Here is a 13,310-nt window from a genome sequence, read left to right on the forward strand (position 1 = left end):
TTGATGATGGGGTTTGGTATGCGCTTTCGCGCGGTGGTTGCTGTCGTAGGACTGTTGCTTACGGCACTGGCCGTCGATGCTGTGGCCGAGACAAAGGTCAACAGCGTTCGCCTCTGGCGGGCGCCGGACAACACACGGCTGGTGTTCGACCTGACGGGCCCGGTGCAGCACAGCGTATTCACCCTGACCGCCCCGGATCGCCTGGTGATTGACATCAACGGCGCGTCCCTGGGCGCGCCATTGAACGTGGCGACCGCCAACACGCCGATTACCGCGATGCGTTCGGCCCAGCGTACGCCGACCGACCTGCGGGTGGTCATCGACCTGAAAAAAGCCGTGACCCCGAAAAGCTTCACCCTGGCCCCGAATGCCCAATACGGCAACCGGCTGGTGGTGGACCTGTTCGACAACCCGGCCGATGCGGCGCCACCGCCGCCGCCGACCAATGTTGCCACGGTGCCAGCGGTGCCAGTGACCCCGACCGAACCTGCGCTCAAGCTGCCACCGGCCCCGGCTGGCAAGCGCGACATCATCGTGGTGATCGACGCCGGTCACGGCGGCGAAGACCCAGGCGCCTCAGGCTCGCGCGGGCAGCGGGAAAAAGACGTGGTGCTGTCCATCGCCCGCGAATTGCAACGCCAGGTCAACGGCATGAAAGGCTTCCGCGCCGAACTGACCCGTACCGGCGACTACTTCATTCCCTTGCGTGGGCGTACCGAGATCGCCCGCAAGAAAGGTGCCGACCTGTTCGTCTCCATCCACGCCGACGCCGCGCCTTCGGCGGCAGCGTTCGGGGCCTCGGTGTTTGCCCTGTCCGACCGCGGTGCCACGTCCGAGACTGCCCGTTGGCTGGCCGACAGCGAAAACCGTTCCGACCTGATCGGCGGTGCCGGCAACGTCAGCCTCGACGACAAGGACCGGATGCTCGCCGGTGTGTTGCTCGATTTGTCGATGACCGCCTCGCTGACCTCCAGCCTGAACGTCGGCCAGAAAGTCCTGAGCAACATCGGTCGGGTCACGCCGCTGCACAAGCAGCGCGTCGAGCAGGCTGGATTCATGGTGCTCAAGTCGCCGGACATCCCGTCGATCCTGGTGGAGACCGGGTTTATCTCCAACGCCAACGAAGCCTCCAAGCTGTCGTCCGCCAACCACCAGCAGGCGCTGGCCCGTTCCATCAGCAGCGGCGTGCGGCAGTTCTTCCAGCAAAACCCACCGCCAGGCACCTACATCGCCTGGTTGCGCGACTCGGGCAAGATTGCCCAAGGCCCGCGGGACCATCGGGTCAGCCCCGGCGAAACCCTGGCGATGATCGCCGTGCGCTATCAGGTGTCGCCCGCCACCTTGCGCAGTGCCAACAATCTCAAAAGCGACGAGCTCAAGATTGGTCAGACCCTGACCATTCCCGGCAACGAAGTGGCGGTCCAGCGATGAGTGACGAAGTGATCGGTAACCCTGCCCGCATCGAACTGCTCAGCCCCCGGCTGGCGAACCAGATCGCTGCTGGCGAAGTGGTCGAGCGTCCGGCGTCGGTCATCAAGGAGTTGCTGGAAAACAGCCTCGACTCCGGGGCCAGGCGCATCGATGTGGATGTCGAACAGGGCGGCGTCAAGCTGCTGCGGGTGCGCGATGACGGTGGCGGGATTTCCTCTGACGACCTGCCGCTGGCCCTGGCGCGTCATGCCACCAGCAAGATCCGCGACCTGGAGGATCTTGAGCGGGTCATGAGCCTGGGGTTTCGGGGCGAGGCGCTGGCATCCATCAGTTCGGTGTCGCGCCTGACCCTTACCTCCCGCACCCGCGATGCCGAGCAGGCCTGGCAGGTCGAGACCGAGGGGCGGGACATGGCCTCCCGCGTGCAGCCCGCGGCCCATCCGGTGGGCACTTCGGTGGAAGTGCGCGACTTGTTCTTCAACACCCCGGCCCGGCGCAAGTTCCTCAAGGCCGAGAAGACTGAATTCGATCATCTGCAAGAAGTCATCAAGCGTCTGGCCTTGGCGCGCTTTGATGTGGCGTTCCATTTGCGCCACAACGGCAAGACCATCCTCAGCCTGCACGAGGCCCACGATGATGCGGCACGCGCCCGACGTGTCGGCGCGGTGTGCGGCGCAGGTTTCCTGGAGCAGGCATTGCCCATCGAGGTGGAGCGCAATGGCTTGCGCCTGTGGGGGTGGGTCGGCTTGCCAACCTTTTCCCGCAGTCAGGCGGACTTGCAGTACTTCTACGTGAACGGCCGGGCGGTGCGCGACAAATTGGTGGCCCACGCGGTGCGCCAGGCGTATCGCGATGTGCTGTTCAATGGCCGGCATCCGACCTTCGTGCTGTTTTTCGAAGTCGATCCGGCCGTGGTCGACGTCAACGTACACCCGACCAAGCACGAAGTACGTTTCCGTGACGGGCGCATGGTCCACGATTTCCTCTACGGCACCTTGCACCGTGCGTTGGGCGATGTGCGCCCGGAAGATCAACTGGCGGCTCCGGCGGCGGTGGGCGGCATGGTCCGGCCAACGGGGTTGGAAGCTGGCGAATTCGGGCCTCAGGGCGAAATGCGCCTGGCGGCCAACGCACTGCTGGAGCAGCCCCAGCCTCAGCCGAGCTACAACACGGCCGGGAGCGGTACCGGCAGCGGCTATCAATACCAATACACTCCGCGTCCGCAATCCAGCGTGCCGGCAGCCGAGGCCCAGGCGGCCTATCGCGAGTTCTTCAAACCCTTGCCGGAAGCTGGAGCGGCGGCGATGCCCGACGGCCAAGGCGATATCCCGCCGCTGGGCTATGCCCTGGCGCAACTCAAAGGCATTTATATCCTCTCGGAAAATGCCCAGGGCCTGGTCCTGGTGGACATGCACGCCGCCCATGAGCGGATCATGTACGAGCGGCTGAAAATCGCCATGGCCAGCGAAGGCCTGAGCGGCCAGCCACTGTTGGTGCCCGAGTCCCTGGCCGTCAGCCAGCGCGAAGCCGATTGCGCCGAAGAACATGTGGCCTGGTTCCAGCGCCTGGGCTTCGAATTGCAGCGTCTGGGGCCCGAAACCCTGGCGATCCGTCAGATCCCGGCGTTGTTGAAGCAGGCCGAGGCCAATCGCCTGGTCAGCGACGTACTGGCTGACTTGATGGAATATGGCACCAGCGACCGCATCCAGGCGCACCTGAACGAACTGCTCGGTACCATGGCCTGCCACGGCGCGATCCGCGCCAACCGGCGCCTGGCCCTGCCGGAAATGAACGGCCTGCTGCGGGACATGGAAAACACCGAGCGCAGCGGTCAATGCAACCATGGCCGGCCGACCTGGACCCAATTGGGCCTGGACGACCTGGACAAACTGTTCCTGCGCGGTCGTTGATGAGCCAGTTGCCACCCGCGATTTTCCTGATGGGGCCGACCGCCGCCGGCAAGACCGACCTGGCCATCGAGTTGACCAAGGTCCTGCCCTGCGAGTTGATCAGTGTCGATTCGGCCCTGGTCTACCGGGGCATGGACATCGGCACCGCCAAGCCGTCGAAGGAACTGCTGGCCGAGTTTCCCCATCGCCTGATCGACATCCTCGACCCGGCCGAGGCTTATTCGGCGGCTGATTTCCGTCGTGACGCGCTCCAGGCCATGGCCGAGATTACCTCGCGGGGCAAGATTCCGCTGCTGGTGGGTGGCACAATGCTGTATTACAAGGCCTTGGTCGATGGGTTGGCGGACATGCCGGCAGCCGATCCCGAAGTGCGCGCGCAGATTGAAGAAGAGGCCGCGCGCCTTGGCTGGCAAGCCCTGCACGAGCAATTGGCGGTCATCGACCCGGAATCGGCGGCGCGTATTCACCCCAATGACCCGCAGCGCCTCAGTCGGGCCCTGGAGGTTTATCGGGTCAGCGGCCAGAGCATGACGGCCCTGCGCCAGCGACAATCTGCGCAAAGTACTGAAGCAGCCGCTTCGGGACTGCAACAATTGCCCTATACTGTCGCGAATCTGGCCATCGCTCCGGCGAACCGGCAAGTGCTGCATCGGCGAATTGAACAAAGATTCACATTAATGTTGGAACAGGGGTTCATAGACGAGGTCGTAGCCCTGCGTGAGCGAAGTGACCTGCATGCCGGGTTGCCGTCTATACGTGCTGTAGGTTATCGACAAGTCTGGGATTACCTGGACGGCAAGCTGACGTCAGCCGAGATGCAGGAGCGTGGGATCATTGCCACGCGCCAATTGGCGAAACGCCAGTTCACCTGGCTGCGCAGCTGGACTGACTTGCATTGGCTCGACAGTCTCGATTGCGACAATCTGCCACGCGCCTTGAAATACCTCGGGACCATCTCCATATTGAGCTGAGTCCTTGCAATTGCCGTCTATCCTTGGGGGTGTGACGGCCCAAGCCATCTGATTCCGATTTTTATTATTGATCCTTAAAGGAGTGCGGCACATGTCAAAAGGGCATTCGCTACAAGACCCTTACTTGAACACTTTACGTAAAGAGAAAGTTGGGGTGTCCATCTATCTGGTCAACGGGATCAAACTGCAAGGCACGATCGAGTCTTTCGACCAGTTCGTCATCCTTCTGAAAAACACCGTCAGCCAAATGGTCTACAAACACGCGATCTCGACAGTCGTGCCAGTTCGTCCAATTCGTCTGCCTAGCGCAACCGAATCCGAAGGCGGTGACGCTGAACCGGGTAACGCCTGATAGGAGCCTCCTTTGTTCTTTGAGCGCCACGGTGGTGGTGAACGGGCCATTCTCGTTCACTTGGATGGACAGGACCCTGAGGCGCGCGAAGATCCGCAGGAGTTTCAGGAATTGGCACTTTCGGCCGGCGCCGAGACCGTCGCGTTTTTCAACGTGCCGCGTCATCGGCCAACCGCAAAGTTCCTGATCGGTAGTGGCAAGGTCGAGGAGTTGCGCGACCTGGTCAAGGCCGAACAGGTCGATCTGGTGATTTTCAATCACATCCTCACACCCAGTCAGGAACGTAACCTCGAACGTGTCTTCGAGTGTCGCGTGATCGACCGAACGGGGCTGATTCTCGATATTTTCGCCCAGCGCGCCCGCACCCATGAAGGCAAGCTCCAGGTCGAACTGGCCCAGCTTGAGCACATGAGTACGCGGCTGGTTCGCGGCTGGACTCACCTTGAGCGGCAGAAGGGCGGTATCGGCCTGCGCGGCCCGGGTGAAACCCAGTTGGAAACCGACCGGCGACTGCTTCGGGTTCGCTTGCGCCAGATCAAGGGGCGCCTGGAAAAGGTCCGCAGCCAGCGCGAGCAGTCGCGGCGCGGCCGCAAGCGCGCGGACATCCCGACGGTTTCACTGGTGGGTTATACCAACGCCGGCAAATCGACCCTGTTCAATAACGTCACCCAATCCGACGTCTATGCTGCTGACCAGTTGTTCGCCACGCTCGACCCGACCCTGCGTCGGCTCGACCTGGACGACCTCGGGCCGATCGTGCTGGCCGACACCGTGGGCTTCATCCGTCACCTGCCGCATAAACTGGTCGAGGCTTTCCGGGCTACGCTCGAAGAGTCGAGCAACTCCGACCTGCTGCTGCATGTGATCGATGCCGCCGAACCGGACCGGATGCTGCAGATCGAGCAGGTGATGGTGGTGCTGGGCGAGATCGGGGCTCAGGACTTGCCGATCCTGGAGGTATACAACAAACTCGATTTGCTCGAAGGCGTGGAGCCGCAGATCCAGCGCGATGCCGACGGCAAGCCGCAACGGGTCTGGCTGTCGGCCCGTGATGGCACCGGCCTGGACCTGCTCAAACAGGCAGTGGCCGAGCTGTTGGGCAACGATCTGTTTGTTGGCACCCTGAAGTTGCCGCAACGTTTCGCCCGGCTGCGAGCCCAGTTCTTTGAGCTGGGGGCCGTGCAAAAAGAAGAACACGACGACGAAGGCGTCTGCCTGCTGGCTGTTCGCCTGCCTCGGGCGGAGCTCAATCGGCTGGTCAGCCGCGAAGGGCTGCAACCGATGGAATTCATCGAGCAACACACTTTGCAATAAAAGCCTGAGAAAGCTGTGTCAGGCATTCTGTAGCATTGGTCGGCGCGCCGTGGGTGCGTCTTTGCTTTATCAGATGGAGAGCGCTATGGCTTGGAATGAGCCGGGTGGCAACTCGAATAATCAGGATCCTTGGGGTGGCAAGCGTCGTAACAACGGCGACCGCAAGGGGCCGCCGGATCTCGACGAGGCCTTCCGAAAGCTGCAGGAAAGCCTGAACGGTTTGTTCGGTGGTGGTAAAAAACGCGGTGACGATGGCGGCGGTCGTCCGGGCAAGGGCGGCGGTTTCGGCCTGCTCGGCATCGGTCTGGTCGTGCTGGCGGCTGTCTGGCTGTACAGCGCGGTCTATGTCGTGGACGAGCAGGAGCAGGCCGTGGTGCTGCGCTTCGGCAAGTACTACGAGACGGTTGGACCGGGCCTGAATATCTATTTCCCGCCGATCGACCAGAAGTATATGGAGAACGTCACGCGTGAGCGTGCGTACACCAAGCAGGGCCAGATGCTGACCGAAGACGAGAACATCGTCGAAGTGCCGCTGACCGTGCAATACAAGATTACCAACCTGCAGGACTTCGTACTGAACGTCGACCAGCCGGAAATCAGCCTGCAGCATGCGACCGAAAGTGCCTTGCGCCATGTGGTGGGTTCCACCGCCATGGACCAGGTGCTGACCGAAGGTCGTGAGTTGATGGCCAGCGAAATCAAGGAGCGCCTGCAGCGGTTCCTCGATACCTATCGCACCGGTATCACCGTCACCCAGGTCAACGTCCAGAGCGCGGCAGCCCCGCGTGAGGTCCAGGAAGCCTTCGACGACGTGATCCGTGCCCGTGAAGACGAGCAGCGTTCGCGCAACCAGGCCGAAACCTATGCCAATGGCGTCGTGCCGGAAGCTCGTGGTCAGGCCCAGCGCATCATCGAAGATGCCAACGGTTATCGCGATGAAGTGGTCTCCCGCGCCAAGGGTGAGGCTGATCGCTTCACCAAGCTGGTAGCCGAGTATCGCAAGGCTCCAGAAGTCACCCGTGAGCGTCTGTACCTGGACACCATGCAGGAAGTCTTCAGCAACACCAGCAAGGTCCTCGTGACCGGCAACAAGAACGGCCAGAGCAATCTGCTGTACTTGCCGCTGGACAAGATGGTCGAGAGCGGTCGCAACACCAGCGCACCGTCGACCGGCGCGGCAGCCACCAGCAATGAAAGCAACGCCCGTGCGGCGGATCTGCAGCAACAGCAAGCACGTACCAGGGAGAGTCGCTGATGAGCAATAAATCGCTGATCGCCCTTATTGTCGGTGTCGTCGTGGCGATCGCTGCCTGGAACTGCTTCTACATCGTGGCTCAGACCGAGCGTGCGGTGTTGCTGCAATTCGGTCGCGTGGTCCAGGCTGATGTCCAGCCAGGGCTGCATGTGAAAGTGCCGTACGTCAACAAGGTGCGCAAGTTCGACGCCCGCCTGATGACGCTGGATGCGCCGACGCAACGCTTCCTGACGTTGGAAAAGAAAGCCGTGATGGTGGATGCCTATGCCAAGTGGCGGGTGAAGGATGCCGAGCGCTTCTACACCGCGACCTCGGGCCTGAAGCAGATCGCCGACGAGCGTCTGTCCCGCCGTCTGGAATCGGGCCTGCGTGACCAGTTCGGTAAGCGCACGCTGCATGAAGTGGTGTCCGGTGAGCGTGATGCGCTCATGGCCGATATCACGCGTTCGCTGAACACGATGGCGGAAAAAGAGCTGGGTATCGAAGTGGTCGATGTCCGGGTCAAGGCCATCGACCTGCCGAAGGAAGTGAACCGCAGCGTGTTCGAGCGCATGAGCACCGAGCGTGAGCGTGAGGCTCGCGAGCACCGCGCCAAGGGTAACGAGCTGGCCGAAGGCATCCGTGCCGACGCCGATCGCCAACGCCGCGTACTGCTGGCCGAAGCCTATCGGGAATCGGAAGAGGTCCGTGGTGATGGTGATGCCCAGGCCGCTGCGATCTATTCCAAGGCCTATGGCCAGGATCAGGAGTTCTACGGTTTCTACCGTAGCCTGCGCGCTTACCGTGAAAGTTTTGCAAACAAATCCGACGTCATGGTCCTGGACCCAAGCAGTGACTTCTTCCGTTATCTGGAAAAGGCCAAGCCTTGATGCGACGTTGACCTGAGGCACTCCGCCCGGCGGCTAAAGCGTCGGGCGGGGTGATCCTTTGGGAAAACGTGTGTATGATGCGGCAGCCGGGAAATTCCCGGCTTTTTTGCGTCTGCACGTTTGATTGTGGTTTTGGTTGCAGGCGTCGGGTTGAACGACTCGACAGGTTTTTCGAGGAAAGTGCTGGGCGAGGCTGGAGTGCTGCTCATTTAAGGCGTTGGATAGAAACCGTGGCGAGGGAGCTTGCTCCCGCATGAGTGCGAAGCGCTCACAGCAATGGGGCCGCTTCGCAGCCCAGCGGGGCAAGCTCCCTCGCCACAATGATTCAATCGCTCGTAGGTGAACGGCATGACGCCATTCGTCACGGCGCTCATGCGCGTGTTTTGCGCGTGGGCCAAGTATTTTCTGCTTCACTCAAGGCTTGCCCGAGGGCTGGCCGCCCGGACCATAGGGGAATGGCGTAATGGCAACGGTAGACCGCTGGCTGCTGCCAGATGGCATCGAAGAAGTACTGCCACCGGAAGCTGCGCGAATTGAAGTAGCGCGTCGGCAGGTGTTGGATCTGTTCCAGAGCTGGGGTTACGAGTTCGTCGTTACCCCGCATATCGAGTACCTGGAATCCCTGCTCACCGGTGCGGGCCAGGACCTGGACCTGCGCACCTTCAAGGTGATCGACCCGCAGTCGGGCCGGCAGATGGGCTTTCGTGCCGACATCACGCCGCAAGTGGCGCGCATCGACGCCCACACCCTGCGCCGTGAGGGTCCGAGCCGCCTGTGCTACGCCGGCAGTGTGCTGCACGCCCAGCCGCGTGCCTTGTCGTCTTCGCGCAGCCCGATCCAGCTGGGCGCCGAGTTGTATGGCGACGCCAGTCCGAGCAGCGACGTGGAAGTCATCAGCCTGATGTTGGCCATGCTGCAACTGGCTGATGTGCCGGATGTCCACATGGACCTGGGCCATGTCGGCATCTATCGCGGCCTGGCCCGAGCGGCCGGTTTGTCCGGCGAAGTGGAGCAGCAGCTGTTCGATGCCCTGCAACGCAAGGCCATCGACGAAGTCATCAGCCTGACCGAGGGCCTGCCGGCCGATCTGTCGGACATGCTGCGGGCGCTGGTGGGCCTGTGCGGCGGACGTGAGGTATTGGCCGCTGCCCGTGAACGCCTGGCTCACGCGCCGGCGCCTGTGTTGGCGGCGCTGGACGACTTGCTGGCGATTGCCGAGCGTCTGTCGGTGCGTTTCCCCGAGTTGCCGCTGTATTTCGACCTGGGTGAGTTGCGCGGTTATCACTACCACACGGGTGTCGTCTTTGCCGTGTTCGTCCCGGGCGTGGGCCAGTCCATCGCCCAAGGCGGCCGTTATGACGACATCGGTGCCGACTTTGGTCGTGCTCGTCCGGCGACCGGTTTCTCTACCGATTTGAAAACCCTGGTGACCCTGGGGCGTGCTGAAGTCGAGCTACCGTCTGGCGGTATCTGGATGCCTGACAGTACGGATGCGGCACTCTGGCAAGCGGTCTGCCAGCTGCGCAGTGAGGGTCAGCGTGTCGTCCAGGCTTTGCCTGGGCAGCCTTTGGCCGCCGCCCGTGAAGCGGACTGCGACCGGCAATTGATTCAGCAGAACGGGCTTTGGCAAGTATTGCCGCTGGCTTCTTGAGTTTTCCTGCCGGCTGCGGCCGGCACCAAGTTTGCGCGAATGAGGACAAGTGTTATGGGTAAGAATGTCGTAGTCCTGGGCACCCAGTGGGGTGATGAGGGCAAAGGCAAGATCGTTGATCTGCTGACCGAACATGCTGCCGCCGTAGTGCGCTACCAGGGTGGCCACAACGCAGGTCACACCTTGGTGATCGACGGTGAAAAAACCGTCCTGCACCTGATTCCGTCGGGCGTGCTGCGCGAAGGCGTACAGTGCCTGATCGGCAACGGTGTGGTGGTGGCTCCCGACGCCTTGCTGCGGGAAATCATCAAGCTGGAGGAAAAAGGCGTACCGGTGCGCGAGCGCCTGCGTATCAGCCCGTCCTGCCCGCTGATCCTGTCCTATCACGTCGCGCTGGACCAGGCTCGTGAAAAGGCCCGTGGCGAGCTGAAGATCGGCACCACCGGTCGCGGTATCGGCCCGGCCTACGAAGATAAAGTAGCCCGTCGAGGCCTGCGCATCGGTGACCTGTTCCATCGTGAGCGTTTCGCCGCCAAGCTGGGCGAGTTGCTGGACTACCACAACTTTGTCCTGGTCAATTACTACAAAGAGCCGGCCATCGACTTCCAGAAAACCCTGGACGAGTGCATGGAGTACGCCGAGCTGCTCAAGCCGATGATGCTCGACGTCACTGCCGAGCTGCACGAGCTGCGTCGCGCTGGCAAGGACATCATGTTCGAAGGTGCCCAGGGTTCGCTGCTGGACATCGACCACGGTACCTACCCGTACGTCACCAGCTCCAACACCACCGCCGGCGGCATCGCCACGGGGTCGGGTTTCGGTCCGATGTACCTGGACTACATCCTGGGTATCACCAAGGCCTACACCACACGCGTGGGTTCGGGGCCGTTCCCGACTGAGCTGTTCGACGATGTCGGCGCCTTCCTGGCCAAGCGTGGCCACGAATTCGGCGCTACCACCGGCCGTGCCCGTCGTTGCGGTTGGTTCGATGCCGTCATCCTGCGTCGCGCCATCGACGTCAACAGCATCTCGGGCCTGTGCCTGACCAAGTTGGACGTGCTGGACGGCTTGGAAACCATCAACATCTGCGTGGGCTACAAGAACCAGGACGGCGCCGTCATCGACGCACCGACCGACGCCGACAGTTACATCGGCCTGGAGCCGGTGTACGAGCAGATGCCAGGCTGGACCGAATCGACCGTGGGCGCCAAGACCCTGGAAGAGCTGCCAGTGGCTGCCCGCAACTACATCAAGCGTGTCGAAGAGTTGGTCGGTGCGCCGATCGACATTATTTCGACGGGGCCGGACCGCAACGAAACCATCGTTCTGCGTCACCCGTTTGCCTGATAAGTCGTTGATGTAAAAAACAAAGGCCCCTCGTTTGGGGCCTTTGTCGTATCTGCCGGCCGAACGGCACGACCTTTGCTATGCATCGTTAACAATAAGTACTTCTTTGAAGTGCCATCAAATTAATGGCGTTTAGTAGAGGGATTCCCCTGTGTCGGCCGTTCTCTCACTGTTACAAAGCCGTCTGTTGCGGCCCGTCTTCGTTACGCTTGGTATCGCCCTTTTGGTGCAGGTGCTGGTGGCTGTCGCGCTGACACGAAGCACTGTCACCGCCCTGGAGGCCGATCTAGGCGCTCGGCTGGGGGGCGACAGTCAGAAATTGTCTGGCGAACTGGAGCAGGCCGGGCGCGAGGTCACCTCGAGCCTGGACAGTTTGTCTGCCAGCACCCGTCAGCGTCTCACTGCCGGTTTGTCCCCGCGGTTGAAGGACGAACAGGCGCAATTGCGGACGACGCTGGAGAAAACGCTCAAGGATTCCGCCAACGATATGGCGCAACTCCTGGCCTCGGTCGCGCCGCGCGCTATGTGGGACAGCGACATACCGACCCTTTCCGAATTCGCCCGCCGGGCCCAGCGCAACCCTAATGTGTTGTTCGTTATTTATGACGACGCCAGTGGTGAGCACCTGACCCGCTACCTGAACCGGGAAAACCCGATCAACAAGGCGCTGCTGGAAAAAGGCAAGGGCGAGCGGGCGTTGGACAAAGTGCTGGATGCGGCGAAGAGCGACCCCTCGGTGTATTACCTCGAAGCCTCGATCAGCCCCAACGGCGTAGAGATTGGCAAGGTATTGATGGGCGTTTCCACGGCTTCCGTTGACGCTGATCTGAAGGCGCTGGACCAGCGCTTCTCGGCCTTGATCGCCAGCAGCGACCAGTTGGTCGGTGACAGCCTCAAGGGGGCGGCGGCCGACAGCGCCACCGCCATGCGCGGTCGCCTGGAGTCGGCCCAGGCCACCGCCACACAGATGCAGACCAACACTGCCAGCACCGTGCAGGAAGCGGCAGGCACCTTGCGCTGGCGTATCGGCCTGGGCCTGGCATTGGTGGGCTTCGGTGTGTTGGTGTTGCTGGCCGTGGTGCTGGGGCGTCGGGTGGTCAATCGCTTGAAGTTGCTGATCGCGGCCATGAACGACTTGGCGGCAGGCGAGGGTGACCTGACCAAGCGCGTGCAAATCAACAGCAAGGACGAAATCGGCGACATGGCCTCGGCGGTCAATCGCTTTGTGGATAAGTTGCAACCCATCGTGCGCGAGGCAGGCGATGTGGCCCAGCGTACCGGTGTGGAAATCGGTGCGATGACCTTGCGTAACTCCGGTGCCGATGCGGCGGCCGGGATGCAGCGTGATGAGGTGGCCGAGAGCCTGCGTGCACTGTCGCAAATGGCGGATGAGGCTCAATCGGAAAGCCAGGCGATGCAGGCGGCTTTGCAGCAGGTCGTGGAGATCCGCCAGGCCACTGATGAAAATACCCGCACTTCGGCCAAGGTCGGCAGCTTGATCGAGGCGTTGGCCGGGCAGGTAGACACCGGTGCGAAAGTGATTGAGCGGCTGGCGCAGCAGAGCGAACAGATCGAAGTGGTGTTGACGGTGATCCACGGCATCGCCGAGCAGACTAACTTGTTGGCCTTGAATGCCGCCATCGAGGCGGCGCGGGCCGGGGAAACGGGGCGCGGGTTTGCCGTGGTGGCGGATGAGGTGCGGGCCCTGGCGAGCAAGACCCAAAGTTCAACGGGCGATATCCAGGCGCATATCGTGGCCTTGCAGCAGGGCGCTCGCGAGGCGGTGGCCGCTATCGGCCAGGCTGGGCGCCAGGCCAGCGAAGGCTTGGTGGTGCTACGAGACAGTGCGCGATTGCAGCAGTCGGTGCAGGCGTCCGTCGAGCAGGTGCATGCGGCTATCGGCCTGGCGACTCAGGCCGCGGCTCACCAGGCCCAGGGCGCGCAAGCGGTGCGCGGGCGCGTGGAAACCATCCATGCCCAGGCCGAGAAGGCGGCCCAGGCCGTGGTCGAGACCACCGCCAGCGGCAAGGTGCTCGACAGCCTGGCTGCGCAATTGAAAGCAAGCCTGGGGCAGTTCCGGGCCTGATCTGGCGGCTGGGCTGGCCTCATCGCGAGCAAGCTCGCTCCCACAGCGGATCTCGTTCACTGCGATCCTTTTGGGAGCGAGCTTGCTCGCGATAGCGATTTCAGCGACTCAGATATTTCCAGGA

At 62.2% G+C, this 13,310-nt stretch carries 10 protein-coding genes and 1 pseudogene; all 11 read left to right on the forward strand.

The annotated features are described in order from the left end of the window. Positions 1-3: 3 nt before the first annotated feature. The gene (locus BLU76_RS08900) at positions 4-1,431 is read left to right on the forward strand and encodes an N-acetylmuramoyl-L-alanine amidase (RefSeq protein ID WP_092150888.1); all 1,428 of its coding nucleotides are present in this window, start codon (positions 4-6) and stop codon (positions 1,429-1,431) included. Then, complete coding sequence (mutL, locus tag BLU76_RS08905; protein ID WP_092222425.1) at positions 1,428-3,341, forward strand: DNA mismatch repair endonuclease MutL; 1,914 nt, start codon at positions 1,428-1,430, stop codon at positions 3,339-3,341. Before BLU76_RS08900 ends, mutL begins: the two co-directional genes overlap by 4 nt. Then, positions 3,341-4,312, forward strand: a complete 972-nt coding sequence (gene miaA / locus BLU76_RS08910) for a tRNA (adenosine(37)-N6)-dimethylallyltransferase MiaA (protein ID WP_063323184.1) — start codon at positions 3,341-3,343, stop codon at positions 4,310-4,312. The genes mutL and miaA overlap by 1 nt, the downstream gene beginning before the upstream one ends. Before the next feature lie 91 nt (positions 4,313-4,403). Then, positions 4,404-4,664 carry an RNA chaperone Hfq gene (gene hfq, locus BLU76_RS08915; RefSeq protein WP_003186419.1) on the forward strand — a complete coding sequence of 87 codons (261 nt, stop codon included), beginning with the start codon at positions 4,404-4,406 and terminating at the stop codon, positions 4,662-4,664. Between the two features lie 12 nt (positions 4,665-4,676). Next, the gene (gene hflX, locus BLU76_RS08920) at positions 4,677-5,978 is read left to right on the forward strand and encodes a ribosome rescue GTPase HflX (RefSeq protein ID WP_003197227.1); all 1,302 of its coding nucleotides are present in this window, start codon (positions 4,677-4,679) and stop codon (positions 5,976-5,978) included. 85 nt (positions 5,979-6,063) lie between these two features. Then, positions 6,064-7,233, forward strand: coding sequence for an FtsH protease activity modulator HflK (gene hflK / locus BLU76_RS08925; RefSeq protein ID WP_092222426.1), 1,170 nt, complete (start codon positions 6,064-6,066; stop codon positions 7,231-7,233). Then, on the forward strand, positions 7,233-8,102 hold the full coding sequence (hflC, locus tag BLU76_RS08930; protein WP_063323182.1) for a protease modulator HflC: 870 nt from the start codon (positions 7,233-7,235) through the stop codon (positions 8,100-8,102). Before hflK ends, hflC begins: the two co-directional genes overlap by 1 nt. 463 nt (positions 8,103-8,565) lie before the next feature. Next, a complete protein-coding gene (locus BLU76_RS08935; protein ID WP_003197238.1) occupies positions 8,566-9,753 on the forward strand; it encodes an ATP phosphoribosyltransferase regulatory subunit in 1,188 nt (395 codons plus the stop codon). A gap of 54 nt (positions 9,754-9,807) precedes the next feature. Further along, the gene (locus BLU76_RS08940; protein WP_003186407.1) at positions 9,808-11,100 is read left to right on the forward strand and encodes an adenylosuccinate synthase; all 1,293 of its coding nucleotides are present in this window, start codon (positions 9,808-9,810) and stop codon (positions 11,098-11,100) included. A gap of 967 nt (positions 11,101-12,067) precedes the next feature. Further along, a pseudogene (locus BLU76_RS32255) lies at positions 12,068-12,328 on the forward strand (HAMP domain-containing protein); the annotation flags it as partial. 108 nt (positions 12,329-12,436) lie between these two features. Beyond that, a complete protein-coding gene (locus tag BLU76_RS32260; RefSeq protein WP_371856983.1) occupies positions 12,437-13,186 on the forward strand; it encodes a methyl-accepting chemotaxis protein in 750 nt (249 codons plus the stop codon). The last annotated feature ends 124 nt before the right edge of the window (positions 13,187-13,310 follow it).

The sequence above is a fragment of the Pseudomonas sp. NFACC08-1 genome (genome assembly GCF_900106735.1).
Lineage (GTDB): Bacteria > Pseudomonadota > Gammaproteobacteria > Pseudomonadales > Pseudomonadaceae > Aquipseudomonas > Aquipseudomonas fluorescens_Q.

Excerpts from the sequence above, each read along its gene's own strand:
- mutL (WP_092222425.1), top strand. The coding sequence starts at position 1,428 with ATGAGTGACGAAGTGATCGGTAACCCTGCCCGCATCGAACTGCTCAGC.
- BLU76_RS08935 (WP_003197238.1), top strand. The coding sequence starts at position 8,566 with ATGGCAACGGTAGACCGCTGGCTGCTGCCAGATGGCATCGAAGAAGTA.
- hflC (WP_063323182.1), top strand. The coding sequence starts at position 7,233 with ATGAGCAATAAATCGCTGATCGCCCTTATTGTCGGTGTCGTCGTGGCG.
- BLU76_RS32260 (WP_371856983.1), top strand. The coding sequence starts at position 12,437 with ATGCAGCGTGATGAGGTGGCCGAGAGCCTGCGTGCACTGTCGCAAATG.
- BLU76_RS08940 (WP_003186407.1), top strand. The coding sequence starts at position 9,808 with ATGGGTAAGAATGTCGTAGTCCTGGGCACCCAGTGGGGTGATGAGGGC.
- miaA (WP_063323184.1), top strand. The coding sequence starts at position 3,341 with ATGAGCCAGTTGCCACCCGCGATTTTCCTGATGGGGCCGACCGCCGCC.
- BLU76_RS08900 (WP_092150888.1), top strand. The coding sequence starts at position 4 with ATGATGGGGTTTGGTATGCGCTTTCGCGCGGTGGTTGCTGTCGTAGGA.
- hfq (WP_003186419.1), top strand. The coding sequence starts at position 4,404 with ATGTCAAAAGGGCATTCGCTACAAGACCCTTACTTGAACACTTTACGT.
- hflK (WP_092222426.1), top strand. The coding sequence starts at position 6,064 with ATGGCTTGGAATGAGCCGGGTGGCAACTCGAATAATCAGGATCCTTGG.